Origin of the sequence: Leclercia adecarboxylata, from assembly GCF_023639785.1 — a bacterium.
Lineage (GTDB): Bacteria > Pseudomonadota > Gammaproteobacteria > Enterobacterales > Enterobacteriaceae > Enterobacter > Enterobacter adecarboxylatus_D.
Genome location: NZ_CP098325.1, coordinates 860,366 through 886,831, shown reverse-complemented (window position 1 = coordinate 886,831; position 26,466 = coordinate 860,366). Strand labels below are relative to the sequence as shown.

Sequence of the window (26,466 nt, the reverse complement as noted above, 5' to 3'; positions counted from 1 at the left end):
AATGCAGTGGTGCTAATGTGAGCGCTCCTAATACAGATAATTCTGAGTTCGGGTCTCTTTTGCCGTCCTGGCAAGTTGGTTAGGTTTTATCAAGGAACATGTAGTATGCGTAAAATCGCATTGTTCATTGCGATGCTTCTTATTCCGTGCGTTTCGTTTGCCGGGCTGCTCAGCAGCAACAGTTCAACGACGCCGATTAGCAAAGAATACAAACAGCAGTTGATGGGCTCTCCGGTCTATATCCAGATCTATAAGGAAGAGCGCACGTTAGACCTGTTCGTGAAGATGGGTGAGACGTATCAGCTGCTCGACAGCTATAAAATCTGTAACTACTCAGGTGGCCTCGGCCCGAAACAGCGTCAGGGCGATTTCAAAAGCCCGGAGGGGTTCTACAGCGTTCAGCGTAACCAGCTAAAACCTGACAGCCGCTTCTATAAAGCCATCAACATTGGTTTCCCGAATGCCTATGACCGCGCGCATGGCTATGACGGGAAATACCTGATGATTCACGGCGCCTGTGTGTCGGTGGGTTGCTACGCGATGACGGACAGCGGTATTGATGAGATCTTCCAGTTTGTCACCGGCGCGTTGGTGTTTGGTCAGTCTGCCGTGCAGGTGAGCATCTATCCGTTCCGCATGACCGATGCCAACATGCAGCGTCATAAGAGCTCATACTATGCCGATTTCTGGAAACAGCTGAAGCCGGGCTATGACTACTTCCAGCAGACGCATAAGCCACCAACCGTTTCGGTGGTGGATGGACGTTACGTGGTCAGCAAGCCGCTGAGCCACGAAGTCGTCCAGCCACAGCTGGCGTCAAACTACAGGCTCCCCGAGACAAAATAAGATCCACTCGCCTGGCATGATTTTTTGCCAGGCTTCATTGCCCGTCAGCGGCTGAGTGGCGATAACCGTGACCACATCGTTAGGTGTGGTCTCGGTCTGAAAATCAATTTCCACATCCTGATCCAGCAGCTTTGCCACGCCGAACGGCGCCCGCCGGGTGATCCAGAACAGGTTCGTCGAGCAGTACGCCATCACGTAACGTCCGTCCGACAGCAGCATATTGAAGACACCTTTCTCCCGCAGCTCCGTCGCCAGCGAGGCGATGTATTTAAAGACCGCAGTCATGTTGCCTGGCGTGCGCGGATAGCGTTCGGTCAGCTTGTGCAGCAGCCAGCAAAAGGCCTTTTCGCTGTCAGTTTCGCCCACCGGACGGAAGTTGCCCGTCTCCAGCGACTTGTAGCCGCTCAACTGGCCGTTATGGGCATACGTCCAGTTACGTCCCCACAGCTCACGCGTAAACGGGTGGGTATTTTCCAGCGCCACTTCACCGCGATTGGCCTGGCGAATGTGCGCCACCACCGAGCAGGATTTAATGGGATAGTCCTGCACCAGTTTGGCTATGGGGGAATTGAAGCTGGGTTGCGGATCCTTGAACGTGCGACAGCCTTTTCCTTCGTAGAAGGTGATACCCCAGCCGTCTTTATGCGGCCCGGTTCCTCCACCGCGCTGCACCAGCCCGGTGAAACTAAAGCAGATATCGGTTGGCACATTGGCGCTCATCCCGAGCAGTTCGCACATAGATCACCTCCACAACAGCGGGGGCCTGTTGCCCCCAGCGAAGTCTTACTTAACCATCTCTTTTTCGATTAACTGAATCAGGATATGGATCACTTTGATGTGGATCTCCTGAATACGGTCCGCGTAACCGAAGTGAGGCACGCGAATTTCGATATCCGCCGTACCCGCCATTTTGCCGCCATCTTTGCCGGTCAGGGTGATCACTTTCATCCCCTTCTCACGTGCCGCTTCAATGGCTTTGATGACGTTGCCGGAGTTGCCGGAGGTAGAGATCCCCAGCAGCACATCCCCTTCACGTCCTACCGCTTCGACATAGCGAGAGAAGACGTAATCGTAACCAAAGTCGTTGCTCACGCAGGAGATGTGGCTAACGTCAGAGATCGCAATCGCCGGGTAGCCCGGACGGTTTTCACGATAACGACCGGTCAGCTCTTCGGCAAAGTGCATGGCATCACAATGTGAACCACCGTTACCGCAGGAGAGCACTTTACCGCCCGCTTTAAAGCTGTCGGCCAGCAGGACCGCCGCGCGCTGAATAGCGTGGATATTGGCTTCATCTTTCAGAAAGTTGGCCAGCGTTTCCGCCGCTTCGTTCAGTTCGTTACGAATAAGATCCTGGTACATGAGGATAATCCTTCAGTATTGATGAAATAACAGAGCAAGTTTACCGGATAGCGGTAAAAGCGAGAAGCTAAAGCCACGCGAATCGTCGGGCGTTTTGCTTTTTTGTGCCGGGTAAAACCTGAACAATGTGAACCAGGTTGTAATTATTTTGTGAATGCATTGCTAAAAGAAATAACATCCACTACAACCATATCATCACAAGTGGTCAGACCTCCTACAAGACAGGGAGCAATTCTTTATGATGATTTTAAGTATTCTCTTAACCGTTGTTCTGCTCGGGGTGCTGTTCTATCACCGGGTCAGCTTAATTCTGAGCAGCCTTATCTTACTGGCCTGGACCGCTGCGCTGGGTGTGATCGGCATCTGGAACCCGTGGGTGCTGGTTCCGCTGGCGATTATTCTGGTGCCGTTCAACGTCACTTCCATGCGTAAATCGATGATTTCTGCTCCGGTATTCCGCGGCTTTCGCAAGGTGATGCCGCCAATGTCGCGCACCGAAAAAGAGGCGATCGACGCAGGCACCACCTGGTGGGAAGGCGAACTGTTCCAGGGCAACCCGGACTGGAAAAAGCTGCATAACTACCCGCAGCCGCGCCTCACTGCTGAAGAGCAGGCGTTTATTGACGGTCCGGTTGAAGAAGCCTGCCGCATGGCGAACGACTTCCAGATCACCCATGAAATGGCCGATCTGCCGCCGGAACTGTGGGCATTTTTAAAAGAGCATCGCTTCTTCGCGATGATCATCAAGAAAGAGTACGGCGGGCTGGAGTTCTCTGCTTACGCTCAGGCTCGCGTGCTGCAAAAACTGGCTGGCGTCTCCGGGATCCTGGCGATCACCGTTGGCGTGCCTAACTCCTTAGGCCCGGGTGAACTGCTGCAACATTACGGTACCGAAGAGCAAAAAAATCATTACCTGCCGCGTCTGGCCCGTGGCCTGGAGATCCCTTGCTTTGCACTTACCAGCCCGGAAGCGGGTTCCGATGCGGGCGCTATCCCGGATACCGGTGTGGTCTGCATGGGCGAGTGGCAGGGTGAGCAGGTTCTGGGTATGCGTCTGACCTGGAACAAGCGCTACATTACGCTGGCGCCAATCGCTACCGTGCTGGGCCTGGCATTTAAACTCTCAGACCCGGACAAGCTGTTAGGTGGCGAAGAGGATCTGGGTATCACCTGTGCGCTGATCCCAACCAGCACCCCTGGCGTTGAGATTGGCCGTCGTCACTTCCCGTTGAACGTGCCATTCCAGAACGGCCCAACCCGCGGTCAGGATATCTTTGTACCTATTGATTACATCATCGGTGGCCCGAAAATGGCCGGTCAGGGCTGGCGCATGCTGGTGGAATGTCTGTCCGTTGGCCGCGGCATTACCCTGCCGTCTAACTCTACGGGCGGTCTGAAATCGGTGGCAATGGGCATTGGCGCTTACGCTCACATCCGCCGTCAGTTCAAAATCTCTATCGGTAAGATGGAAGGGATCGAGGAGCCGCTGGCGCGTATCGCAGGCAACGCCTACGTAATGGATGCTGCTGCGTCCTTAATTACCTACGGCATCATGCTGGGCGAAAAACCGGCCGTGCTGTCAGCTATCGTGAAGTACCACTGTACTCACCGTGCCCAGCAGTCCATCATCGATGCGATGGATATTGCTGGCGGTAAAGGCATTATGCTGGGTGAAGGCAACTTCCTGGCGCGTGGTTATCAGGGCGCACCTATTGCCATCACCGTTGAAGGGGCAAACATTCTGACCCGCAGCATGATGATCTTCGGCCAGGGCGCAATCCGCTGCCATCCATACGTGCTGGAAGAGATGGCTGCCGCGCAGAATAATGATGTTAATGCGTTCGATAAACTGCTGTTCAAACATATCGGCCACGTCGGCAGCAACAAGGTGCGCAGCTTCTGGCTGGGCCTGACCCGCGGCCTGACCAGCGCCACGCCAACCGGCGATGCGACCCGCCGTTATTACCAGCATCTGAACCGTCTGAGTGCCAACCTTGCGCTGCTCTCTGACGTGTCAATGGCGGTACTGGGCGGCAGCCTGAAGCGTCGGGAGCGTATTTCTGCCCGTCTGGGTGATGTGCTGAGCCAGATCTTCCTCGCTTCGGCAGTACTGAAACGCTACGACGATGAAGGCCGTCATGAAGCGGATTTGCCGCTGGTGCACTGGGGCGTACAGGATGCGCTGTATCAGGCGGAACAGGCTATTGACGATCTGCTGGTGAACTTCCCGAACCGCTTTGTGGCAGGCGCACTGCGCGTGGTGATCTTCCCGACCGGCCGTCACTATCTGGCACCGTCCGATAAGCTGGATCATAAAGTCGCGAAGATCCTGCAGGTTCCGAGCGCAACCCGCTCACGTATCGGCCGCGGTCAGTATCTGACCCCGACCGAGCATAACCCGGTCGGTCTGCTGGAAGAGGCGCTGCTGGACGTGATGGCTGCCGACCCGATTCATCAGAAGATCTGCAAACAGCTGGGTAAAAACCTGCCATTCACTCGTTTGAACGAGCTGGCTAAAGAAGCTCTGGCGGGCGGCATCATCACAAAAGATGAAGCAGACCTGCTGATCAAAGCGGAAGAGAGCCGTCTGCGCAGTATTAACGTTGATGATTTTGACGCTGAAGAGCTGGCGACACAGCCGGTAAAGCTGAAAGAGATAGTGCGTAAACCGGAAGCCGCATAATCCGTTTCCGCAGACAAAACCCCGCCTGGTGCGGGGTTTTTTTATTGCCACCCGTTTCTGTGATTGTCGTGCTACAGTGTCAAAATGGGGTTATTCGAGGAGTCTTACTGTGCCTGGTTTGAAGATTACGCTGTTGCAACAACCGCTGGTGTGGATGGATGGTCCGGCCAACCTGCGCCATTTTGATCGTCAACTGGAAGGTATTGCCGGACGCGACATCATTATCCTGCCGGAAATGTTCACCACCGGGTTTGCCATGGAGGCGGCCAAACAGTCCCTGCCGCAGGACGAACTGATCGCCTGGATGCAGGCCAGAGCGCAGCAAACTCAGGCATTAATTGCCGGTAGCGCTGCGCTACAGACCGAGCGCGGGCCGGTTAACCGTTTTCTGCTGGTTGAGCCTGAAGGTAAGGTGCACTTCTACGACAAGCGCCACCTGTTCCGCATGGCAGACGAGCACCAGCACTATGTCGCCGGTAACGAGCGCGCCGTATTTGAGTGGCGCGGCTGGCGCATTCTGCCGTTAGTCTGTTACGACCTGCGCTTCCCGGTGTGGTCGCGTAACCGTAATGATTACGATCTGGCGCTGTACGTCGCTAACTGGCCCGCCCCACGCTCGCTCCACTGGCAGGCGCTGCTGACGGCACGTGCGATTGAGAACCAGGCCTATGTCGCCGGATGCAATCGGGTTGGAACCGACGGTAATGGCCACCACTACCGCGGCGACAGCCGGGTCATTAGCCCGCAGGGCGAGATTATTGCCACCGCAGAACCGCATCATGCCACCCGTATTGATGCCGAACTATCGTTGACCGCGCTGAGAGAGTATCGGGAGAAGTTTCCTGCCTGGCAGGATGCCGATCCTTTCAGCATTGACTGAAGGGCAGAGCCGCCCCTCCCTGCCCCTCACCCATCGGTTCAAAGGGAAAGAAGCGGGGCGGCTTTGCTGTTTGTTGCTTACAGCATCCGTTTCAGTATTTCACGCTGCCCCTTGAAGGTGTATTTGATTACCGCTGCGATATGTCCAAGCAGAATGAGGCCCAGTAAAACGCAGCTGACGCGATGCACCTTAAAGAAAAAATCATTCACTTCAGTCGTGTTTATCGGGTGGGTAATCGGCAGAAGACCAAACAGATTGTAATCTTTGTGCAGCATCAGAAAACCGCTGGCCAGCACCATCATAATGGTCAGATAAAACAGTTCATGGATAAAAACCACCATCTGCTTTTTCCGTCCTGCCACCGTTGCAGGATAAGGCACAGATGGGCGAAAGAAGCGCCAGACAAAACGCACCAGCATAATTGGCGTTGCAATGGTGCCAAGCGACATATTCACTACAGAAAAGAAAGTAAACCAGCGGGTCCCTTCCAGCGCGTGGAGAATGTAGCCCATGCACATGGCGTAGATAATGACGACGGCAACCACCCAGTGTAAAAGGCGTGAAAAGCGATCGTAACGTGTGGGAATAATGGAAGAAGTTGGCATAATCCTTGTCCTCTAAACGTAATTACATGGTTCCCTGTGAAGCCATGGTCCAGAAATCATTCGTCCTACCCCGCTTTAATATGTCAAACATCCCGCGCCGGGTTTAATAATGAAATTCCGCCCTGAAAAATAGGCCATCTCCCTGCCCTTTAATAGAAAAATGCTGACCATTTTTAACCTTTCTTTTTTTCCGGTTAATAGGCCAGGCGATTCGCTCGTTATTGATTTCATTATTTTTGCAGGCAGGAATAAGGACACAGGAAAGTTATTATTGCGGACATGTCCTGCGTAATAGCGGATGAATAATTGTTGTGGGGAACGGAGGCTGGATCTTTACATGCTCAACGGCATAAGGCAGGCGGAAGATGCCGCTTGAGGAGTCAGCGAAAAGGTGAGATCGAAAAAAGGCCCATGTTATTGCTAACATGGGCCTGAATAGTGGCGGAACGGACGGGACTCGAACCCGCGACCCCCTGCGTGACAGGCAGGTATTCTAACCGACTGAACTACCGCTCCGCTGTGTTCCCTTGGGAACGAGGCAGATATTACGTTTTGCCCTCGATCCCGTCAATGCTTTTTCTCTTCTTTTGAATCGTTTGCTGCAAAAACGATCCGAACGGTTATTTTACCAGCGTTTCGCCCGCTTTTATCCGCGCCAGAGGCAGCTTCCGCCCTTCTTCTGCACCAGATCGAGCCGAGATTCATGCGCCATTAACTCTTCATCGCTGGCACGTATGACGCGCAACGCGCTGGACTGACGTATAACGCGCTGAATTTCGCTTTCGCCGGACTGCTCCTGCGCATCGCTATCCGCGTTAAACGCCAGGGCGGTCTGGCCGCCCGTCATAATCAGATAAACGTCTGCCAGGATCTGGGCATCGAGCAGTGCCCCGTGCAGCGTTCGTTTGCTGTTGTCTATTTCATAGCGCGAACACAACGCATCAAGGCTGTTCCGCTTGCCGGGAAACATCTTTCTTGCCATCGCCAGGCTATCGGTAACCTTGCAGAACGTGTCTGTCTTCGGCAGGCCGCGGTTGAGCTTGCTGAATTCATAATCCATAAAGCCGATATCGAACGAGGCGTTATGAATAACAAGCTCGGCGCCTTTGATGTAGTCGATGAATTCATCGGCGACGTCCGCAAAAGTGGGTTTATCCAGCAGGAATTCATCTGCAATCCCGTGAACGCCAAAGGCTTCCGGGTCCACCAGCCGGTCTGGCTTCAGGTAAACGTGAAAGTTATTGCCGGTAAGACGGCGGTTAACCACCTCCACCGCACCGATCTCAATGATCTTATGCCCTTCATAGTGGGCACCGATTTGGTTCATACCGGTGGTTTCGGTATCGAGGACGATGATCCTGTCGGCGTTATGTGTGTCTGCAATACTCATTCTGTCAGCCTGTTCGTTTTAACGACGACATTGTAAACAACCTGACCAGGCGTTCAAAGGCTAATTCACAGGGACTTTATTTAGCAGTGCTGATGGCGGCCATTTATGTCAGACTTACCGTTTTGATTACAGGATGTCTGCCAGGATGCGTAAACAGGTAGAGATTTACACCGACGGATCGTGCCTCGGCAACCCGGGCCCTGGGGGCTACGGCGCGATTTTGCGTTATCGTGAACACGAAAAAACCTTTAATGAAGGCTTTCGCCTGACCACCAACAACCGTATGGAGTTGATGGCCGCGATTGTAGCCCTTGAGGCACTGAAAGAGCACTGCGATATCGTGCTAAGCACCGACAGCCAGTATGTGCGCCAGGGGATCACCCAGTGGATCCATAACTGGAAAAAACGTGGCTGGAAAACAGCGGACAAAAAACCGGTGAAGAATGTCGATCTCTGGCAACGCCTGGATGCGGCGCTCAGTCAGCATAAAATCCAGTGGGAGTGGGTGAAAGGCCACGCCGGACATCCTGAAAACGAGCGTTGTGACGAACTGGCGCGCGCTGCCGCAATGAACCCTCAGCATGAGGATGTGGGATACAAACCGGAAGCCTGATCAGGGCTTCCGGTACTGCCGCGTGGCGCCCACGGCGGCACGCAAACGCGTTTTGGCCTTGCTTTGCTTCATGGGGTTCAGCGTCAGGGGGACAGTTCGCTTACGCGCCACTATCAACTGCATACAGCCCAGCGCCGGAAAATGGGTGCTGAGCATCTTCCCGCCCTGCCGCGCCCAGGGTATTACCTGAAAACCGCTTTGGTATAAAACCTCATAATTAAGCAGCGAGAGCCAGTCCAGCTGGCGCATCAGGGTAAACATGCGGCTGTTATACGGCGGGGTGCGACGCAGCACCGGCACCAGCTTTCTGAGCCCCATCAGGCTCATCGGATTAAATCCACTGATCACCAGCCAGCCATCGTCAATCAATACCCGGTCGGCTTCCCGCAACAACCGGTGCGGGTCATCACACCAGGGCAGCGAATGCGCCAGCAGGCAGGCATCAACGGATTTTTCGGCAAAGGGCAGCTGTAACGGGTTGGCCTTTACCTGGACGGGCTCGCCAGCCAGCGAAACATTGACCTGATGCGAAATCGCGCAGCTTTCAGAGTTGATTTCCGCGCTCAGATTGCCAATCTTAAGCAGGTGAAAACCATACATTTTCGCAAACCAGGGCTTAAGCTGCAGCTCGAGTGCTTCACGATAGTATTCACCCCAGGGCAACTCCGCCCAGTGTTTCGGTGCGGTAACAATCTGAGGTATCCTTGCCGGTTTCATCAAAACACCCGCCACGCTATGAGAGGTAATGTATGAATCTTAACAGTATTTCTGCTTTTCAGGACAATTACATCTGGGTTTTAAACAATGCTGATGGTCGTTGCATCATTGTCGATCCTGGCGAGGCTGAGCCGGTGTTAAATGCCATTGAGCAAAATCAGTGGCAACCGGAAGCGATTATGCTGACGCATCACCATCATGACCACGTTGGTGGCGTCGCGGCCATTTGCGCAAAATTTCCGCATCTTGTGGTATACGGCCCCGCTGAGACACAAAATAAGGGAACGACTCGCGTAGTAAAAGATGGAGAAAAGATCCTCATTCTTGGGTTGGAATTTTCTGTAATTGCTACACCAGGTCACACTTCCGGACATATTTCGTACTTCAGTTTCCCTTATCTTTTCTGCGGGGACACAATGTTCTCTGGCGGCTGCGGAAGGCTATTCGAAGGCACGCCAGCCCAGATGTATCAGTCCTTCCAGAAAATTAACGCCCTTCCCGAAGACACGTTGATTTGTTGCGCACATGAATACACTTTAGCGAATATGAAGTTTGCGATGCACGTCCTGCCAGAGGATGCAGCGATTCAGGATTATTACCAGAAAGTGAAGGAGTTACGCGCAAAAAACCAAAAAACACTCCCCGTAATTCTGAAAAATGAACGTAAAATTAATTTATTTCTCAGAACTGATAACGTTGATTTACTTAATAAATTTAAAGAAGAAACAAATATGTTACAACCTGAGGAGTGTTTTGCCTGGTTAAGGGCAAAGAAAGATGACTTCTGACAATTGCGGGTTGCCTTTTTAATTATTCGTCGTTATCATCGCTCGTCTTTTAAGCAACTATTGACACACACATGAAGGCAAAAGCGATATTACTCGCCTCTGTCCTGCTTGTGGGTTGCCAGGCGTCTCAGAACACTGGCACCGTACAACAGCACGCACAGAGCCTTTCTGCAGCTGGTCAAGGGGAAGCAGGGAAGTTCACAAGTCAATCGCGATGGGCAGACGATGGGACGTCTTTCGCACAGGATCAAGACTTGTGGGTCTCTATTGGCGACGAGCTAAAGATGGGAATTCCGGAAAACAGCCGGATTCGCGAACAGAAACAGAAGTATTTAAGCAATAAGAGCTATCTCCACGATGTGACTTTACGGGCAGAGCCGTATATGTACTGGATAGCAGGGCAAGTTAAGAAACGTAACATGCCCATGGAACTGGTACTACTACCCATAGTGGAGAGCGCTTTTGACCCACACGCGACGTCTGGCGCCAAGGCCGCAGGTCTTTGGCAGATCATACCGAGCACAGGGCGCAATTATGGTTTAAAACAGACCCGCAACTACGATGCGCGTCGTGATGTAGTCGCTTCGACGACAGCCGCTCTCGACATGATGCAACGTCTGAACAAGATGTTCGACGGTGACTGGCTGCTGACGGTTGCTGCTTATAATAGCGGTGAGGGTCGTGTACTGAAGGCAATGAAAGCGAATAAAGCACGGGGTAAACCTACCGACTTTTGGTCGCTTCCACTGCCACGGGAAACCAAATTATACGTTCCTAAAATGCTGGCTTTGAGTGAGATATTCAAAAACAGCAAACAGTACGGCGTGCAGTTACCGACCTCAGACGAAAGTCGTGCGCTGGCGAAAGTGCGTATCAACAACCCTGTTGAACTGAAACAGGTTGCGGATATGGCAGGTATCTCGGTGACCAAACTGAAGGCCTTCAACGCAGGTGTGAAGGGCTCGACAGTAGGTACCAGCGGGCCGAAATACGTTCTGGTGCCGCAGAAACACGCTGAACAGTTACGGGTATCGTTAGCGTCGGGTGAAATTGAAGCGGTTCAGTCTACGCTGATTGCGGATAACACACCGCTTAACAGCCGTAGCTATCAGGTACGTTCAGGCGATACGCTTTCAGGCATCGCATCACGTCTTGGCGTGAGCACAAAAGATCTGCAGCAGTGGAACAAGCTGCGCGGCTCTACCCTGAAAGTGGGTCAGAACCTGACGATTGGCGCGGGTAACAGCGCGCAGCGTCTCGCTAATAACAGCGATAGCATTACCTATCGCGTGCAAAAAGGTGATTCGCTCTCCAGTATTGCCAAACGTCACGGCGTGAACATCAAAGATGTGATGCGCTGGAACAGCGATACGGACAATCTGCAGCCTGGCGACCGGATAACGTTGTTTGTGAAAAACAACGCCACCCCGGACTCCTGATTTCAGAGACCAGCTGTAAGAAAGGCACCGATTCCCCTCGGTGCCTTTTTTGTTTATCCCGCCTTTTGGGCTTCAGCCAGAATGGTATCGCTGGTAAAGGAGCCCTCTTCCTGCAGCTCAAAGTACGCTTTGACCTCAGCGGACGCGCTGTCCTGATACAGGCGAATCGCCTGGCTCAGCGCCTCGGGGGTGCGCATACGGGCAATCCATGAAGAAAACTCCAGCGTCAAACGGTCTGTCTGCAACGATCGCGATATCAGCCCCGCATCGGTGAACATAGACAACCACTCACCGCTGGAATAGTTGCGGACATGCGAGGTATCCCGCAATGCCTCCACCGTCTGTAACCAGATATCACGCACCGGGTGGCCCGGCGACATGATATCCATAATGATAACCAGACCACCCGGCTTCAGTACCCGCTTAACCTCACGCAGTGCCTGGCCGACATCATGCCAGTGGTGCGCCGAATAGCGGCTGATAACAATATCAAAGGTTTGATCGTCAAAGGGTAAGGATTCCGCGTAGCCCTGACGGATGGCGATATTACTGAATCCCTTCTCACTGGCCGCAGCTGCTACCACCTCCAGCATCTGGCTGGACAAGTCGTATGCCGTTACACGGGCTACCTGCTGCGCCGCCACGAAGCTGGCATGACCCGCCCCACAGCCTAAATCAAGGACGCTGGCTTCGGGAAATTCGGCCAGACGTTCAGCCAGCCGCTGCAAATCGCGCCCGGATGCGTGAACCGAACTTGTCAGATAGGCCTTCGCCTGGGAGCCAAACTGTTTTTCTACGTTGTCATGATGGGACTGTGTTGTCATTTTGCTGTCCTTCGGTTTAGGGAAAATAAAGGGCAGCACCCGCGCAGGCCTGCCCCACGGCAGACCTGACGCACCTCTATCTCTCAGGTTTGCCGGGACTGAATTCGACTAGTAGCGGATTGTGATCGGATGCGCGAGTGACCAGCACAGAGGCTTCGCTCACGTTCAGACCACGATAGAAGACAAAATCGAGGGGACGACCAAAGGCCTTGCGCCGCTGGTCATCGGTAAAACGGACTTCGCGCAGCGACATCTCACGCGCAAAGCGATACAGCGCGTTCATTCGCGGACGGCTCCAGGCATTGAAATCACCGGCCATAACCACCGGGCCGCTGTGATGCGCAATCTGATCGCCAATAGGCAGCAACTGCTTGCTGTAGACATCAACACCGAGACTAAAGTTGACCGCGTGGATATTCACCACCATCAGCAAACGGGTATCCGGCAACGGATAGACGGTGACCAGGGCGGATTTCGCCAGGCGCAGGAGCGGTTCGCGCTCGCGCAGTGGGCAACAATAAACGGGATGAGCAGCGGAAAGCGTCATTACCCCTGATGGATGTTGGGGTAAGACAAATGCCGGTACCTGGTCGGCGGCGAGATAGTTGGTAGTCGCAAACCTCACCAGTTCAGGCGTAGTTTGCGCCTCCTGCAACAGTACCAGATGCGCATCTTTGCCAAAATTCTGCAGGACGGATAACCATTCGGCACGCTGTTGTTTGAAGATATTCCATACCAGCACCCGAATTTTTTCATCGCTGCTTAAAGGCGCCCCCGCAGGTAATGCCTGGCCAATGCTCGCAAACGACCCCGGAGGTAAGATTCTCTCCGCGGGCTGTCCGGCAACATAACGCATGGCATAGGTATTTTTTCGCACGGTGTGAAACAACCTCTATCATTAAGAACCCGTCCAGAAACAGGAACGGGTTCTAATGTTATAGGGTTTTCAGCTCACACTTTCAACGCTATTGCTGAGAATCTCCTTATTGTTTTGTCAGTAAGTACTTACATTAAGTTATCCCAGAGCGACACGGGTGGGCTTATCCAGGCGGCCACTCAGACCAATCAACAGGAGTGCGATCAGAACTATGACCGCCCCAATCCAGGGTGTTTGTGACAGACCGAAATGCTCTACCGTCTGACCACCGATAATTGATCCCAGCGCAATGCCAACATTAAACGCGGCGATATTCAAACCGGAAGCGACATCCACAGCGTTAGGTGTATATAGCTCGGCTTTCTGTACCACATAGACCTGTAAACCCGGTACGTTGCCGAAGGCGAAGATCCCCATCACCAGTACCGTCGCCAGCGCGGCATACTGCATGGAAGCAGTGAACTGGAAGACCAGAAGCAGAACAACCAGAGCGGCAAAAATAATTTTCAGGGCCGGGACTGCGCCATGCTTATCCGCCAGCTTGCCACCCCAGATATTGCCGATCGCTACCGAAACGCCATAGCCCAGCAGGATCCAGCTGACGGCATTCGGCGAGAATCCGGCCAGGTCCTGCATCATGGGCGCAAGGAAGGTAAAGGCGGTAAAGACTCCGCCATAACCCAATGCCGTAATGGCATAGATCATCAGCAGGCGAGGATGGGTCAGAACCTTCAGTTGATCGCGCAGTGTCGCTGCCGCACGTCCGGGAATACTGGACGGGATCAGCACCAGACTGCTTATCAGCGCAATCACGCCCAACAGGGAGACCGCAAGGAAAGTTTCCCGCCAGCCAAAGTGCTGCCCGATAAAGGTACCCAGCGGAACACCCGTTACCAGCGCGACGGTTAAGCCACCAAACATGATGGCAATGGCGGAAGCTGCTTTCTCTTTAGGCACCAGACTGGTTGCGATTGTCGAACCTATAGAGAAGAAGACGCCATGAGCAAGACCGGTCAGCAGGCGGGCAATAACCAGCGTCGAGTAATCGGGTGCTTGCCAGGCGAGAACGTTGCCAGCGGTGAATAGCACCATCAATGCCATTAGCAATTGCTTACGCGGCAGACGGCCAGTAAGCGCGGTCAGCACCGGTGCGCCGATTGCCACGCCGAGGGCATAGATAGAAACCAGTAAACCCGCTGAAGGCAGCGAGATGGCAAGTTGGTCAGCAATCGTAGGAACCAGACCTACAATAACAAATTCAGTCGTGCCGATTGCAAAGGCACTGATCGTCAGGGCAAGTAGCGCCAGAGGCATAAAAAACTCCGTCTCATCAGGATTAAGATGACACGCAGTATGCGCCAGTGTTTAAATAACAAAAATGCTCAAAGTATCAATACAATTTTGCGGATAAAGCAACAATGAAAGCAACTTCTGAAGAGCTGGCGATATTTGTCGCCGTCGTTGAGAGCGGCAGTTTTAGCCGTGCGGCTGAACAGCTTGGACAGGCTAACTCTGCCGTCAGCCGCTCGGTCAAAAAACTGGAGATGAAGCTGGGCGTCAGTTTGCTTAACCGGACAACCCGGCAGCTCAGCCTGACCGAAGAAGGCGAACGTTATTTCCGTCGCGTACAGTCCATCTTGCAGGAGATGGCCGCCGCAGAAACAGAAATCATGGAAACGCGCAGCACACCGCGCGGGCTCTTACGGATTGATGCGGCGACCCCCGTTGTCCTGCATTTCCTGATGCCTCTTATTAAACCTTTTCGCGAACGTTATCCGGAAATGACGCTCTCTCTGGTCTCCTCTGAAACCTTCATCAATCTGATCGAGCGCAAGGTGGATGTCGCGATCCGCGCCGGGACATTAACGGATTCCAGCCTGCGGGCACGCCCGCTGTTTACCAGCTATCGCAAAATTATTGCCTCTCCGGCCTATATTGCCCGTTTCGGCAAGCCTGAGACAATTGATGAACTGAAGCAGCATCTGTGTCTCGGCTTCACGGAGCCGGTGTCGCTGAATACCTGGCCTGTTGCCTGCCATGATGGTCAGTTGCATGAAGTGGTCTGCGGTTTATCATCGAACAGCGGCGAGACGCTTAAGCAGTTATGCCTGGAGGGAAACGGGATTGCTTGTCTTTCGGATTACATGATTGATAAAGAGATCGCGCGAGGTGAATTAGTCGAGCTGATGGCAGATAAGCGTCTGCCGGTTGAGATGCCCTTCAGCGCAGTCTATTACAGCGACAGAGCGGTGAGTACCCGGATCCGGGCCTTTATTGATTTTCTGAGCGAGCATGTAAAACAGCCCCCGAAGGAGCTGTAAGAGGGTCAGAGGTACAGAGGGCGGGTTAACTTAATCCCACTTCGGCGCCAGGCCCTCCGGGCTAACCAGACGATCGTTGCACTCCAGAGCAGCGATCGCATCTTTGTCATCCTGATCGAGCGTCAGATCCCGTGCCAGCAGGTTGCCCGCCAGGTTTTCACGTTTGGTTGAAGACGGGATCACCGCGTACCCTTCGCCCATCGCCCATGCCAGAATAACCTGTGCCGCGGTTGCATTGTGTTTTGCAGCAATGCGCAGAATGGTTTCGTCTTTAAGCGCCTTGCCGTAAGCCAGCGTCATGTAAGAGGTAATGTGAATACCGTGCTGCCTGGCCCACTCCACCACCTGACGGTTTTGCAGGTATGGTGAAAGTTCGATTTGGTTGGTAGCAATGTTTTCTGCGCCAACAGCGGCAATGGCCTTTTCCATCAATGGGATAGTGAAGTTGGAAATACCGATTTCACGCGTCAACCCCTGAGCTTTGGCTTCCATCAAGGCCTGCATAAATTCTTCAACGGACACGGCATCATTCGGTGATGGCCAGTGGATAAGGGTCAGATCTACATACTCCGTACGCAGTTTCTTCAGGCTCTCTTTGAGGCTTGGGATTAATTTCTCTTTGCTGAGGTTCTCAATCCAGATCTTGGTCGTGATAAAAAGCGCGTCACGCGACACATCGCTTTCTGCGATAGCCTGACCCACCGCAGCCTCGTTGTCGTAGATCTGGGCGGTATCAACCGCGCGATAACCCAGTTTGAGGGCAGTTTTAACGGATGCGATAACAACGTCGTCTTTCAGGCGGAAAGTACCAAGACCGAATGCAGGGATAGCCATGAAATTCCTCTTTTCTTCATCATGTTTGTTAATAAAGAGGATTATCGCTACCGGGGCTATGTGAAAAAAGAGCGTATTAAGCAGAGGATTTTTGCGTTTAAAGCAATAATCAAACGACAGGCAAGAAAAAAGCCCTGAGCGTTAGCTCAGGGCTTTTAATAAGTGGCGGAACGGACGGGACTCGAACCCGCGACCCCCTGCGTGACAGGCAGGTATTCTAACCGACTGAACTACCGCTCCACCGTATTCTTTGTAATTACCAGATATTGTTCCAGTTTATTACGTAATTTGATGCCTGGCAGTTCCCTACTCTCGCATGGGAGACCCCACACTACCATCGGCGCTACGGCGTTTCACTTCTGAGTTCGGCATGGGGTCAGGTGGGACCACCGCGCTACAGCCGCCAGGCAAATTCTGTTATCTGTATCAGGCTGAAAATCATCTCAAATCACACCGAAACAGCTTCGGCGTTGTAAGGTTAAGCCTCACGGTTCATTAGTACCGGTTAGCTCAACGCATCGCTGCGCTTACACACCCGGCCTATCAACGTCGTCGTCTTCAACGTTCCTTCAGGACCCTTAAAGGGTCAGGGAGAACTCATCTCGGGGCAAGTTTCGTGCTTAGATGCTTTCAGCACTTATCTCTTCCGCATTTAGCTACCGGGCAGTGCCATTGGCATGACAACCCGAACACCAGTGATGCGTCCACTCCGGTCCTCTCGTACTAGGAGCAGCCCCCCTCAATTCTCCAGCGCCCACGGCAGATAGGGACCGAACTGTCTCACGACGTTCTAAACCCAGCTCGCGTACCACTTTAAATGGCGAACAGCCATACCCTTGGGACCTACTTCAGCCCCAGGATGTGATGAGCCGACATCGAGGTGCCAAACACCGCCGTCGATATGAACTCTTGGGCGGTATCAGCCTGTTATCCCCGGAGTACCTTTTATCCGTTGAGCGATGGCCCTTCCATACAGAACCACCGGATCACTATGACCTGCTTTCGCACCTGCTCGAGCCGTCACTCTCGCAGTCAAGCTAGCTTATGCCATTGCACTAACCTCCTGATGTCCGACCAGGATTAGCTAACCTTCGTGCTCCTCCGTTACTCTTTAGGAGGAGACCGCCCCAGTCAAACTACCCACCAGACACTGTCCGCAACCCGGATTACGGGTCCACGTTAGAACACCAGCCATTAAAGGGTGGTATTTCAAGGATGGCTCCACGCAGACTGGCGTCCACGCTTCAAAGCCTCCCACCTATCCTACACATCAAGGACCAGTGTTCAGTGTCAAGCTATAGTAAAGGTTCACGGGGTCTTTCCGTCTTGCCGCGGGTACACTGCATCTTCACAGCGATTTCAATTTCACTGAGTCTCGGGTGGAGACAGCCTGGCCATCATTACGCCATTCGTGCAGGTCGGAACTTACCCGACAAGGAATTTCGCTACCTTAGGACCGTTATAGTTACGGCCGCCGTTTACCGGGGCTTCGATCAAGAGCTTCGCGTTGCCGCTAACCCCATCAATTAACCTTCCGGCACCGGGCAGGCGTCACACCGTATACGTCCACTTTCGTGTTTGCACAGTGCTGTGTTTTTAATAAACAGTTGCAGCCAGCTGGTATCTTCGACTGATTTCAGCTCCACCCGCAGGGGCTTCACCTACATATCAGCGTGCCTTCTCCCGAAGTTACGGCACCATTTTGCCTAGTTCCTTCACCCGAGTTCTCTCAAGCGCCTTGGTATTCTCTACCTGACCACCTGTGTCGGTTTGGGGTACGATTCGTTGTTACCTGATGCTTAGAGGCTTTTCCTGGAAGCAGGGCATTTGTTACTTCAGCACCGTAGTGCCTCGTCATCACACCTCAGCGTTAAAAAGGTACCGGATTTACCTGGAACCTCCGCCTACATGCTTAAACCGGGACAACCGTCGCCCGGCCAACATAGCCTTCTCCGTCCCCCCTTCGCAGTAACACCGAGTACAGGAATATTAACCTGTTTCCCATCGACTACGCCTTTCGGCCTCGCCTTAGGGGTCGACTCACCCTGCCCCGATTAACGTTGGACAGGAACCCTTGGTCTTCCGGCGAGCGGGCTTTTCACCCGCTTTATCGTTACTTATGTCAGCATTCGCACTTCTGATACCTCCAGCAAACCTCACAGTTCACCTTCAACGGCTTACAGAACGCTCCCCTACCCAACAACACATAGTGTCGCTGCCGCAGCTTCGGTGCATGGTTTAGCCCCGTTACATCTTCCGCGCAGGCCGACTCGACCAGTGAGCTATTACGCTTTCTTTAAATGATGGCTGCTTCTAAGCCAACATCCTGGCTGTCTGTGCCTTCCCACATCGTTTCCCACTTAACCATGACTTTGGGACCTTAGCTGGCGGTCTGGGTTGTTTCCCTCTTCACGACGGACGTTAGCACCCGCCGTGTGTCTCCCGTGATAACATTCTCCGGTATTCGCAGTTTGCATCGGGTTGGTAAGCCGGGATGGCCCCCTAGCCGAAACAGTGCTCTACCCCCGGAGATGAGTTCACGAGGCGCTACCTAAATAGCTTTCGGGGAGAACCAGCTATCTCCCGGTTTGATTGGCCTTTCACCCCCAGCCACAAGTCATCCGCTAATTTTTCAACATTAGTCGGTTCGGTCCTCCAGTTAGTGTTACCCAACCTTCAACCTGCCCATGGCTAGATCACCGGGTTTCGGGTCTATACCCTGCAACTTAACGCCCAGTTAAGACTCGGTTTCCCTTCGGCTCCCCTATACGGTTAACCTTGCTACAGAATATAAGTCGCTGACCCATTATACAAAAGGTACGCAGTCACACCACGAAGGTGCTCCCACTGCTTGTACGTACACGGTTTCAGGTTCTTTTTCACTCCCCTCGCCGGGGTTCTTTTCGCCTTTCCCTCACGGTACTGGTTCACTATCGGTCAGTCAGGAGTATTTAGCCTTGGAGGATGGTCCCCCCATATTCAGACAGGATACCACGTGTCCCGCCCTACTCTTCGAGTTCACAGCAAGTGTGCTTTCATGTACGGGACTATCACCCTGTACCGTCGGACTTTCCAGACCGTTCCACTAACACACAAGCTGATTCAGACTCCGGGCTGCTCCCCGTTCGCTCGCCGCTACTGGGGGAATCTCGGTTGATTTCTTTTCCTCGGGGTACTTAGATGTTTCAGTTCCCCCGGTTCGCCTCGTTAACCTATGTATTCAGTTAACGATAGTGCAACGGATTGCACTGGGTTTCCCCATTCGGACATCGCCGGGTCAAAGGTTCATATCACCTCGCCGGCGCTTTTCGCAGATTAGCACGTCCTTCATCGCCTCTGACTGCCAGGGCATCCACCGTGTACGCTTAGTCGCTTAACCTCACAACCCGAAGATGTCTCTTTCGATTCATCGTCGTGATTGTGAAAATTTGAGAGACTCGAACACACCTGATTCTGTTCTTGTTTACGGAGAACAGAGACGGTGTGTCGTTTCAATTTTCAGCTTGATCCAGATTTTTAAAGAGCAAAACTTCGCAGCGCACCTTTTCAGGTACACTCTGAAGTTTTCATGTTGTCGCAGTAAAGATGGTGGAGCTATGCGGGATCGAACCGCAGACCTCCTGCGTGCAAGGCAGGCGCTCTCCCAGCTGAGCTATAGCCCCATCGTGGTCAATCTCCTCAAATTTGCTGCGCAAATTTGGTAGGCCTGAGTGGACTTGAACCACCGACCTCACCCTTATCAGGGGTGCGCTCTAACCACCTGAGCTACAAGCCTGCAGAGATTTTTACTGCTAATTTTCATCAGACAATCTGTGTGAGCACTACAAAGGCAGGTTCTTTAAGGTAAGGAGGTGATCCAACCGCAGGTTCCCCTACGGTTACCTTGTTACGACTTCACCCCAGTCATGAATCACAAAGTGGTAAGCGCCCTCCCGAAGGTTAAGCTACCTACTTCTTTTGCAACCCACTCCCATGGTGTGACGGGCGGTGTGTACAAGGCCCGGGAACGTATTCACCGTAGCATTCTGATCTACGATTACTAGCGATTCCGACTTCATGGAGTCGAGTTGCAGACTCCAATCCGGACTACGACGCACTTTATGAGGTCCGCTTGCTCTCGCGAGGTCGCTTCTCTTTGTATGCGCCATTGTAGCACGTGTGTAGCCCTACTCGTAAGGGCCATGATGACTTGACGTCATCCCCACCTTCCTCCAGTTTATCACTGGCAGTCTCCTTTGAGTTCCCGGCCTAACCGCTGGCAACAAAGGATAAGGGTTGCGCTCGTTGCGGGACTTAACCCAACATTTCACAACACGAGCTGACGACAGCCATGCAGCACCTGTCTCAGAGTTCCCGAAGGCACCAATCCATCTCTGGAAAGTTCTCTGGATGTCAAGAGTAGGTAAGGTTCTTCGCGTTGCATCGAATTAAACCACATGCTCCACCGCTTGTGCGGGCCCCCGTCAATTCATTTGAGTTTTAACCTTGCGGCCGTACTCCCCAGGCGGTCGACTTAACGCGTTAGCTCCGGAAGCCACGCCTCAAGGGCACAGCCTCCAAGTCGACATCGTTTACGGCGTGGACTACCAGGGTATCTAATCCTGTTTGCTCCCCACGCTTTCGCACCTGAGCGTCAGTCTTTGTCCAGGGGGCCGCCTTCGCCACCGGTATTCCTCCAGATCTCTACGCATTTCACCGCTACACCTGGAATTCTACCCCCCTCTACAAGACTCTAGCCTGCCAGTTTCGAATGCAGTTCCCAGGTTGAGCCCGGGGATTTCACATCCGACTTGACAGACCGCCTGCGTGCGCTTTACGCCCAGTAATTCCGATTAACGCTTGCACCCTCCGTATTACCGCGGCTGCTGGCACGGAGTTAGCCGGTGCTTCTTCTGCGAGTAACGTCAATCACTGTGGTTATTAACCACAATGCCTTCCTCCTCGCTGAAAGTACTTTACAACCCGAAGGCCTTCTTCATACACGCGGCATGGCTGCATCAGGCTTGCGCCCATTGTGCAATATTCCCCACTGCTGCCTCCCGTAGGAGTCTGGACCGTGTCTCAGTTCCAGTGTGGCTGGTCATCCTCTCAGACCAGCTAGGGATCGTCGCCTAGGTGAGCCGTTACCCCACCTACTAGCTAATCCCATCTGGGCACATCTGATGGCAAGAGGCCCGAAGGTCCCCCTCTTTGGTCTTGCGACGTTATGCGGTATTAGCTACCGTTTCCAGTAGTTATCCCCCTCCATCAGGCAGTTTCCCAGACATTACTCACCCGTCCGCCACTCGTCACCCGAGAGCAAGCTCTCTGTGCTACCGTTCGACTTGCATGTGTTAGGCCTGCCGCCAGCGTTCAATCTGAGCCATGATCAAACTCTTCAATTTAAGTTTGATGCTCGTGAATTAAACTTCGTAATGAATTACGTATGTTCACTCAGAGACTTGGTATTCATTTATTGTCCGAAGACATTAAGAATCCATGTCACTTTGAGTGCCCACACAGATTGTCTGATAAATTGTTAAAGAGCAGTGCAACGCGGCTTTCGCTCACCGTTGCGAGGTGGCGTATATTACGCTTTCCTCTTTCAGAGTCAAGCGATTATTTCACGCTTTTCTCTTCAATCAACCCGGCTGTTTGTGTGAAGTGATTCACATCCGCCGTGTCGATGGAGGCGCATTATAGGGAGTTATCCGGCGCTGACAAGCGGAAAAAGACAATTTTATTTCAACCGCTCACCTTTTCGCCAGAACGCCTATTTTTGCTGCTTTTTGATGGTTTCTGGCAGTGCTGCAAGGCTGTTAATGACACAATCCGCTGCACTTTCTGCCTCTGGCGTAACGGGTTTTCCGGTGCGCACCAGAATTTTATGGCCAACCCCTGCTGCTGTAGCTGCCTGCATATCTTCCAGCTTATCGCCCACCATATATGAAGCGCTCATATCTATATGAAGGAACTCTTGTGCAGAGATGAACATACCCGGGTGCGGTTTACGGCAGTCACAGGCCTGGCGATACTCGTCTACGGTGCCTTGTGGATGGTGAGGACAATAATAGATACCGTCCAGGTCAACGCCACGATCGGCCAGCGACCAGTCCATCCATTCAGTTAATGTCTCAAACTGTGCTTCGGTGAATTTACCACGCGCAATGCCTGACTGGTTGGTCACTACCACCAGCGCAAATCCCATCTCTTTTAATTCACGCATGGCTTCTATTACGCCATCGATGAATTCAAATTCGTCTATCTCATGTACATAACCATGATCGACATTAATTGTGCCGTCACGATCGAGAAAAATTGCGGGTACTGATTTTGCCACCGGTTTGCTCCTGAAAAGGGATGTCTGCGTAGTATCTCATGTTTCACTGCGCAAGAAAGTGCTCATCACGCAGAGTTGGATTGATTTAGACGTCTGGATGCCTTAACATCCGTTTTGTTGACGGTCATCGCCCGCATCAGGCAGCAGAAAATGCCACGGCTAACTTACATACGATAAAAATAATCTAATGATTAAACTTTCGAATATCACCAAAGTGTTCCAGCAAGGGAACCGTACCATTCAGGCGTTGAACAACGTTAGCCTGCATGTTCCGGCTGGACAGATTTATGGCGTCATTGGCGCCTCAGGTGCAGGTAAAAGTACGCTCATTCGTTGCGTTAACCTGCTTGAACGTCCGACAGAAGGTCACGTTCAGGTGGATGGCAAGGAGCTGACTACCCTTTCCGAAACAGAACTGACTAAAGCACGCCGCCAGATTGGCATGATCTTCCAGCACTTTAACCTGCTCTCCTCGCGCACCGTGTTTGGCAACGTTGCCTTGCCCCTGGAGCTGGACAATACGCCAAAAGACGAAATCAAACGTCGCGTAACCGAGCTGCTGGATCTGGTGGGTCTGAGCGATAAGCACGATACCTTCCCGGCGAATTTATCCGGTGGACAAAAACAGCGCGTGGCCATCGCCCGTGCTCTGGCAAGCAACCCGAAAGTGCTGCTCTGTGACGAAGCCACCAGCGCGCTGGATCCCGCCACAACCCGCTCAATTCTGGAGCTGTTAAAGGACATTAACCGTCGCCTGGGACTTACCATTCTCCTGATTACCCACGAAATGGATGTCGTTAAACGCATCTGTGACTGCGTAGCCGTGATCAGCAACGGGCAACTGATTGAGCAAGACACCGTAAGCGAGGTGTTCTCTCACCCTAAAACCCCCCTGGCACAACAATTCATTCAGGCCACGCTGCATCTGGATATCCCGGAAGACTACCTGGCACGTCTGAAAAGCCAGCCTGAAGCGAACAGCGTTCCGATGCTGCGGATGGAGTTTACCGGCAAGTCAGTGGATGCGCCGCTGCTGTCCGAAACCGCCCGCCGTTTCAATGTGAATAACAACATTATTAGCGCGCAGATGGATTACGCCGGTGGCGTGAAGTTCGGCATCATGCTGACTGAAATGCACGGCACGCAAGAAGATACGCAGGCCGCTATCGCCTGGCTGCAAGAGCATCATGTAAAAGTTGAGGTACTGGGTTATGTCTGAGGCAATGATGTGGTTGCTGGCACGCGGCGTATGGGAAACGCTGGCGATGACCTTCGTATCCGGCTTCTTCGGTTTTGTCATTGGCCTGCCGGTGGGGGTACTGCTGTACGTCACCCGTCCGGGTCAGATTATTGAGAACGCAAAGCTGTACCGCACGCTCTCTGCGCTGGTGAACATCTTCCGTTCCATTCCCTTCATTATCCTGTTGGTCTGGATGATTCCCTTCACCCGCGTTATTGTGGGCACGTCCATCGGCCTGCAGGCCGCTATCGTTCCCCTGACCGTGGGCGCTGCGCCGTTTATCGCCCGTATGGTGGAGAACGCGCTGTTAGAGATCCCGTCCGGTCTGATTGAAGCGTCCCGCGCCATGGGTGCGACGCCAATGCAGATCGTACGTAAAGTCTTACTGCCGGAAGCGCTGCCAGGCCTGGTCAACGCGGCCACCATCACGCTGATTACCCTGGTGGGTTACTCTGCGATGGGCGGTGCTGTTGGAGCCGGTGGTCTGGGTCAGATCGGTTATCAGTATGGCTACATTGGCTACAATGCTACCGTTATGAATACCGTGCTGGTTCTGCTGGTTGTACTGGTTTATCTCATTCAATTCTCTGGCGATCGCATCGTCCGGGCTGTTACGCACAAATAACGTTACACAACACAAACTCGACGAGTTAAGGATAAAAACATGGCGTTTAAATTTAAAACCTTTGCTGCGGTAGGCGCGCTGATCGGCTCTCTGGCACTGGTAGGTTGTGGCCAGGACGAAAAAGATCCAAACCACATCAAAGTGGGCGTTATCGTCGGTGCGGAGCAGCAGGTTGCAGAGACGGCAGCAAAAGTCGCGAAAGAGAAGTATGGCCTGGATGTTGAACTGGTGACGTTCAACGACTACGTTCTGCCTAACGAAGCGCTGAGCAAAGGCGATATCGATGCTAACGCCTTCCAGCACAAGCCATACCTGGATCAGCAGATCAAAGATCGCGGCTACAAGCTGGTTGCGGTAGGCAATACCTTTGTTTACCCAATCGCGGGTTACTCTAAAAAAATCAAATCATTAGAAGAGCTGCAGGACGGTTCTCAGGTGGCGGTACCTAACGATCCAACTAACCTTGGCCGTTCCCTGCTGCTGCTGCAGAAAGTGGGTCTGATTAAACTGAAAGACGGTGTTGGCCTGCTGCCAACCGTTCTGGACGTCACGGAGAACCCAAAAAACCTGAAAATTGTTGAGCTGGAAGCACCACAGCTGCCACGCTCTCTGGACGATGCGCAGATCGCCCTGGCGGTTATCAACACCACTTACGCCAGCCAGATCAACCTGACCCCAGCGAAAGACGGTATCTTCGTTGAAGATAAAGACTCTCCGTACGTTAACCTGATCGTTACCCGCGAAGACAACAAAGATGCGGAAAACGTGAAGAAGTTCGTCCAGGCTTACCAGTCTGATGAAGTTTACCAGGAAGCGAACAAAGTCTTTAACGGCGGTGCAGTTAAAGGCTGGTAATCTGACCTTTGTGTAATATCATTCAGGACGGGCGTAAGCCCGTCTTGTCATTTATGCAGGCAACTGATTCAATATCTGACGATTTGATAATTCATTGAGGAAACATTATGCGTGCTTTACCGATCTGTCTTTTAGCACTGATGCTGAGCGGTTGTTCTATGCTAAGCAGATCTCCTGTTGAACCTGTTAAAAGCACAGCAACCCCGCCAAAAGTGGAGCCTGAGAAGCCAAAAGCGCCACGTCCTGCGCCGGTAAGAATCTATACCAAGGCTGAAGATTTAGTAGGTAAACCGTTCCGCGATCTGGGTGAAGTCTCCGGCGATTCTTGCCAGGCCAGCAACCAGGATTCTCCTCCAAATATTCCCACTGCGCGTAAACGCATGCAGATCAATGCCTCTAAAATGAAGGCCAATGCGGTACTGCTGCACAGCTGCGAAGTGACCAGCGGTACACCTGGCTGTTACCGCCAGGCCGTTTGCGTAGGTTCTGCCCTTAACGTCTCGGCGAAATGAGTGCTTTCCAGTTCGAGCAGATAGGCGTTATTCGCTCGCCGTATAAAGAGAAGTTTGCCGTGCCACGCCAGCCTGGCCTGGTAAAAAGCTGTAGCGGCGAACTTCACCTGCTCGCGCCTTATAACCAGGCCGATGCCGTGCGCGGACTGGAAGCGTTCAGCCATCTGTGGGTGCTGTTTATCTTTCACCAGACTATGGCTGGCGGCTGGCGGCCGACCGTGCGCCCGCCTCGTCTCGGCGGTAATGCCAGGATGGGCGTGTTTGCTACGCGCTCGACGTTTCGTCCGAACCCTGTCGGCATGTCGCTCATCGAGCTGAAAGGCATTCGCTGTCAGAAGGATCAGGTCATCCTGGAGCTGGGCAGTCTGGACCTGGTGGACGGCACACCTGTAGTGGATATCAAACCCTATCTCCCCTTTGCCGAAGCCTTACCCGATGCGCGTGCCAGCTACGCCCAGCAAGCCCCCCAGGCGGATACGCCGGTCTGGTTTAGCGATGCGCTTCTTCCACAATTAATCCAGCTGGAAAAGCGTTATCCTCGTCTGCGGGAATTTATTGTCGACGTGCTGGCCCAGGATCCCCGTCCGGCCTACCGCAAAGAGGAAGAAGCCGGAAAAACCTATGCCGTTCTGCTGCTCGATTTTAACGTTCGCTGGCGGGTCACAGCGGCGGGCTTCGAAGTGTTTGCCCTCGAGCCGCAGTAATTTTATCCTCTTCTCTTTTGGCATCTTTGCCA

At 53.0% G+C, this 26,466-nt stretch carries 21 protein-coding genes, 4 tRNA genes, 3 rRNA genes and 1 pseudogene; 12 read left to right on the top strand and 17 right to left on the bottom strand.

Annotated features, from left to right (window positions below; genetic code table 11):
* Positions 1 to 105: 105 nt before the first annotated feature.
* On the top strand, positions 106 to 846 hold the full coding sequence (gene dpaA / locus NB069_RS04145) for a peptidoglycan meso-diaminopimelic acid protein amidase (protein ID WP_250587896.1): 741 nt from the start codon (positions 106 to 108) through the stop codon (positions 844 to 846).
* On the opposite strand, the gene NB069_RS04140 is transcribed toward dpaA, so the two are convergent.
* Positions 817 to 1,584, bottom strand: coding sequence for a class II glutamine amidotransferase (locus NB069_RS04140; RefSeq protein ID WP_250587895.1), 768 nt, complete (start codon positions 1,582 to 1,584; stop codon positions 817 to 819). The two genes, dpaA and NB069_RS04140, sit on opposite strands and share 30 nt — an antisense overlap.
* Before the next feature lie 45 nt (positions 1,585 to 1,629).
* Positions 1,630 to 2,208 carry a D-sedoheptulose 7-phosphate isomerase gene (gene lpcA / locus NB069_RS04135; RefSeq protein ID WP_103178373.1) on the bottom strand — a complete coding sequence of 193 codons (579 nt, stop codon included), beginning with the start codon at positions 2,206 to 2,208 and terminating at the stop codon, positions 1,630 to 1,632.
* 238 nt (positions 2,209 to 2,446) lie between these two features.
* On the opposite strand from lpcA, the gene fadE reads away from it, so the two are divergent.
* Together fadE and NB069_RS04125 are read left to right on the top strand one after the other, a co-directional pair.
* Positions 2,447 to 4,891, top strand: a complete 2,445-nt coding sequence (fadE, locus tag NB069_RS04130) for an acyl-CoA dehydrogenase FadE (RefSeq protein ID WP_250587894.1) — start codon at positions 2,447 to 2,449, stop codon at positions 4,889 to 4,891.
* A 109-nt stretch (positions 4,892 to 5,000) separates the two neighbouring features.
* Complete coding sequence (locus NB069_RS04125; protein ID WP_250587893.1) at positions 5,001 to 5,771, top strand: amidohydrolase; 771 nt, start codon at positions 5,001 to 5,003, stop codon at positions 5,769 to 5,771.
* Between the two features lie 77 nt (positions 5,772 to 5,848).
* On the opposite strand, the gene NB069_RS04120 is transcribed toward NB069_RS04125, so the two are convergent.
* From NB069_RS04120 to dnaQ, 3 genes are all read right to left on the bottom strand, one after another.
* The gene (locus NB069_RS04120; protein ID WP_250587892.1) at positions 5,849 to 6,376 is read right to left on the bottom strand and encodes a cytochrome b; all 528 of its coding nucleotides are present in this window, start codon (positions 6,374 to 6,376) and stop codon (positions 5,849 to 5,851) included.
* Between the two features lie 439 nt (positions 6,377 to 6,815).
* Positions 6,816 to 6,892 (bottom strand) — tRNA-Asp (locus tag NB069_RS04115).
* A gap of 130 nt (positions 6,893 to 7,022) precedes the next feature.
* Positions 7,023 to 7,766, bottom strand: a complete 744-nt coding sequence (dnaQ, locus tag NB069_RS04110) for a DNA polymerase III subunit epsilon (protein WP_250587891.1) — start codon at positions 7,764 to 7,766, stop codon at positions 7,023 to 7,025.
* A gap of 145 nt (positions 7,767 to 7,911) precedes the next feature.
* Here dnaQ and rnhA point away from each other — a divergent pair, with 145 nt between their 5' ends.
* A complete protein-coding gene (gene rnhA, locus NB069_RS04105; RefSeq protein WP_039032078.1) occupies positions 7,912 to 8,379 on the top strand; it encodes a ribonuclease HI in 468 nt (155 codons plus the stop codon).
* On the opposite strand, the gene NB069_RS04100 is transcribed toward rnhA, so the two are convergent.
* A complete protein-coding gene (locus tag NB069_RS04100; RefSeq protein ID WP_250587890.1) occupies positions 8,380 to 9,096 on the bottom strand; it encodes a class I SAM-dependent methyltransferase in 717 nt (238 codons plus the stop codon).
* Positions 9,097 to 9,128: 32 nt separating this feature from the next.
* Here NB069_RS04100 and gloB point away from each other — a divergent pair, with 32 nt between their 5' ends.
* Together gloB and mltD are read left to right on the top strand one after the other, a co-directional pair.
* Entirely contained in the window at positions 9,129 to 9,884 is a 756-nt protein-coding gene (gene gloB, locus NB069_RS04095) for a hydroxyacylglutathione hydrolase (RefSeq protein ID WP_250587889.1), read from the top strand.
* A gap of 71 nt (positions 9,885 to 9,955) precedes the next feature.
* Positions 9,956 to 11,323, top strand: a complete 1,368-nt coding sequence (gene mltD, locus NB069_RS04090; RefSeq protein WP_250587888.1) for a murein transglycosylase D — start codon at positions 9,956 to 9,958, stop codon at positions 11,321 to 11,323.
* Positions 11,324 to 11,376: 53 nt separating this feature from the next.
* Here mltD and NB069_RS04085 read toward each other — a convergent pair whose 3' ends face one another.
* The 3 genes from NB069_RS04085 to NB069_RS04075 all read right to left on the bottom strand — a co-directional run bounded on the left by NB069_RS04085 (position 11,377) and on the right by NB069_RS04075 (position 14,338).
* Positions 11,377 to 12,147 carry a class I SAM-dependent methyltransferase gene (locus tag NB069_RS04085; RefSeq protein WP_250587887.1) on the bottom strand — a complete coding sequence of 257 codons (771 nt, stop codon included), beginning with the start codon at positions 12,145 to 12,147 and terminating at the stop codon, positions 11,377 to 11,379.
* Between the two features lie 76 nt (positions 12,148 to 12,223).
* Positions 12,224 to 13,024, bottom strand: coding sequence for an endonuclease/exonuclease/phosphatase family protein (locus NB069_RS04080; RefSeq protein WP_039032074.1), 801 nt, complete (start codon positions 13,022 to 13,024; stop codon positions 12,224 to 12,226).
* A gap of 138 nt (positions 13,025 to 13,162) precedes the next feature.
* Positions 13,163 to 14,338, bottom strand: coding sequence for an MFS transporter (locus NB069_RS04075; protein WP_250587886.1), 1,176 nt, complete (start codon positions 14,336 to 14,338; stop codon positions 13,163 to 13,165).
* A gap of 104 nt (positions 14,339 to 14,442) precedes the next feature.
* On the opposite strand from NB069_RS04075, the pseudogene yafC reads away from it, so the two are divergent.
* Positions 14,443 to 15,374 (top strand): annotated as a pseudogene (yafC, locus tag NB069_RS04070) (DNA-binding transcriptional regulator YafC).
* 1 nt (position 15,375) lies between these two features.
* On the opposite strand, the gene dkgB reads toward yafC, so the two are convergent.
* From dkgB to gmhB, 8 genes are all read right to left on the bottom strand, one after another.
* Positions 15,376 to 16,179, bottom strand: coding sequence for a 2,5-didehydrogluconate reductase DkgB (gene dkgB, locus NB069_RS04065; RefSeq protein ID WP_250587884.1), 804 nt, complete (start codon positions 16,177 to 16,179; stop codon positions 15,376 to 15,378).
* 163 nt (positions 16,180 to 16,342) lie between these two features.
* Positions 16,343 to 16,419, bottom strand: a tRNA-Asp gene (locus NB069_RS04060).
* Positions 16,420 to 16,472: 53 nt separating this feature from the next.
* Positions 16,473 to 16,587 (bottom strand): 5S ribosomal RNA (gene rrf / locus NB069_RS04055).
* Positions 16,588 to 16,653: 66 nt separating this feature from the next.
* Positions 16,654 to 19,558: ribosomal RNA gene (locus NB069_RS04050) — 23S ribosomal RNA — on the bottom strand.
* Between the two features lie 207 nt (positions 19,559 to 19,765).
* A tRNA-Ala gene (locus tag NB069_RS04045) sits at positions 19,766 to 19,841 on the bottom strand.
* 36 nt (positions 19,842 to 19,877) lie between these two features.
* A tRNA-Ile gene (locus NB069_RS04040) sits at positions 19,878 to 19,954 on the bottom strand.
* A gap of 69 nt (positions 19,955 to 20,023) precedes the next feature.
* A 16S ribosomal RNA gene (locus tag NB069_RS04035) occupies positions 20,024 to 21,563 on the bottom strand.
* Together the 16S, 23S and 5S rRNA genes with 3 tRNA genes alongside form the textbook arrangement of a ribosomal RNA operon.
* Positions 21,564 to 21,931: 368 nt before the next feature.
* Entirely contained in the window at positions 21,932 to 22,498 is a 567-nt protein-coding gene (gene gmhB / locus NB069_RS04030) for a D-glycero-beta-D-manno-heptose 1,7-bisphosphate 7-phosphatase (protein ID WP_250587883.1), read from the bottom strand.
* Between the two features lie 187 nt (positions 22,499 to 22,685).
* Between gmhB and metN the strand changes: the two genes are divergently transcribed.
* The 5 genes from metN to tsaA all read left to right on the top strand — a co-directional run bounded on the left by metN (position 22,686) and on the right by tsaA (position 26,434).
* Positions 22,686 to 23,717, top strand: coding sequence for a methionine ABC transporter ATP-binding protein MetN (metN, locus tag NB069_RS04025; RefSeq protein ID WP_250587882.1), 1,032 nt, complete (start codon positions 22,686 to 22,688; stop codon positions 23,715 to 23,717).
* Positions 23,710 to 24,363, top strand: coding sequence for a methionine ABC transporter permease MetI (locus tag NB069_RS04020; RefSeq protein ID WP_039030285.1), 654 nt, complete (start codon positions 23,710 to 23,712; stop codon positions 24,361 to 24,363). The genes metN and NB069_RS04020 overlap by 8 nt, the downstream gene beginning before the upstream one ends.
* Positions 24,364 to 24,402: 39 nt before the next feature.
* Positions 24,403 to 25,218 carry a methionine ABC transporter substrate-binding lipoprotein MetQ gene (metQ, locus tag NB069_RS04015; RefSeq protein ID WP_039030286.1) on the top strand — a complete coding sequence of 272 codons (816 nt, stop codon included), beginning with the start codon at positions 24,403 to 24,405 and terminating at the stop codon, positions 25,216 to 25,218.
* A gap of 107 nt (positions 25,219 to 25,325) precedes the next feature.
* Positions 25,326 to 25,730, top strand: coding sequence for an Rcs stress response system protein RcsF (gene rcsF / locus NB069_RS04010; protein WP_250587881.1), 405 nt, complete (start codon positions 25,326 to 25,328; stop codon positions 25,728 to 25,730).
* Positions 25,727 to 26,434 carry a tRNA (N6-threonylcarbamoyladenosine(37)-N6)-methyltransferase TrmO gene (tsaA, locus tag NB069_RS04005; protein WP_250587880.1) on the top strand — a complete coding sequence of 236 codons (708 nt, stop codon included), beginning with the start codon at positions 25,727 to 25,729 and terminating at the stop codon, positions 26,432 to 26,434. The genes rcsF and tsaA overlap by 4 nt, the downstream gene beginning before the upstream one ends.
* Positions 26,435 to 26,466 lie beyond the last annotated feature (32 nt).

Excerpts from the sequence above, each read along its gene's own strand:
- gloB (WP_250587889.1), top strand. The coding sequence starts at position 9,129 with ATGAATCTTAACAGTATTTCTGCTTTTCAGGACAATTACATCTGGGTT.
- lpcA (WP_103178373.1), bottom strand. The coding sequence starts at position 2,208 with ATGTACCAGGATCTTATTCGTAACGAACTGAACGAAGCGGCGGAAACG.
- dkgB (WP_250587884.1), bottom strand. The coding sequence starts at position 16,179 with ATGGCTATCCCTGCATTCGGTCTTGGTACTTTCCGCCTGAAAGACGAC.
- rcsF (WP_250587881.1), top strand. The coding sequence starts at position 25,326 with ATGCGTGCTTTACCGATCTGTCTTTTAGCACTGATGCTGAGCGGTTGT.
- rnhA (WP_039032078.1), top strand. The coding sequence starts at position 7,912 with ATGCGTAAACAGGTAGAGATTTACACCGACGGATCGTGCCTCGGCAAC.
- metQ (WP_039030286.1), top strand. The coding sequence starts at position 24,403 with ATGGCGTTTAAATTTAAAACCTTTGCTGCGGTAGGCGCGCTGATCGGC.
- dpaA (WP_250587896.1), top strand. The coding sequence starts at position 106 with ATGCGTAAAATCGCATTGTTCATTGCGATGCTTCTTATTCCGTGCGTT.
- NB069_RS04140 (WP_250587895.1), bottom strand. The coding sequence starts at position 1,584 with ATGTGCGAACTGCTCGGGATGAGCGCCAATGTGCCAACCGATATCTGC.
- NB069_RS04100 (WP_250587890.1), bottom strand. The coding sequence starts at position 9,096 with ATGAAACCGGCAAGGATACCTCAGATTGTTACCGCACCGAAACACTGG.
- dnaQ (WP_250587891.1), bottom strand. The coding sequence starts at position 7,766 with ATGAGTATTGCAGACACACATAACGCCGACAGGATCATCGTCCTCGAT.
- NB069_RS04120 (WP_250587892.1), bottom strand. The coding sequence starts at position 6,376 with ATGCCAACTTCTTCCATTATTCCCACACGTTACGATCGCTTTTCACGC.
- fadE (WP_250587894.1), top strand. The coding sequence starts at position 2,447 with ATGATGATTTTAAGTATTCTCTTAACCGTTGTTCTGCTCGGGGTGCTG.
- NB069_RS04075 (WP_250587886.1), bottom strand. The coding sequence starts at position 14,338 with ATGCCTCTGGCGCTACTTGCCCTGACGATCAGTGCCTTTGCAATCGGC.
- NB069_RS04020 (WP_039030285.1), top strand. The coding sequence starts at position 23,710 with ATGTCTGAGGCAATGATGTGGTTGCTGGCACGCGGCGTATGGGAAACG.
- mltD (WP_250587888.1), top strand. The coding sequence starts at position 9,956 with ATGAAGGCAAAAGCGATATTACTCGCCTCTGTCCTGCTTGTGGGTTGC.
- NB069_RS04085 (WP_250587887.1), bottom strand. The coding sequence starts at position 12,147 with ATGACAACACAGTCCCATCATGACAACGTAGAAAAACAGTTTGGCTCC.
- tsaA (WP_250587880.1), top strand. The coding sequence starts at position 25,727 with ATGAGTGCTTTCCAGTTCGAGCAGATAGGCGTTATTCGCTCGCCGTAT.
- metN (WP_250587882.1), top strand. The coding sequence starts at position 22,686 with ATGATTAAACTTTCGAATATCACCAAAGTGTTCCAGCAAGGGAACCGT.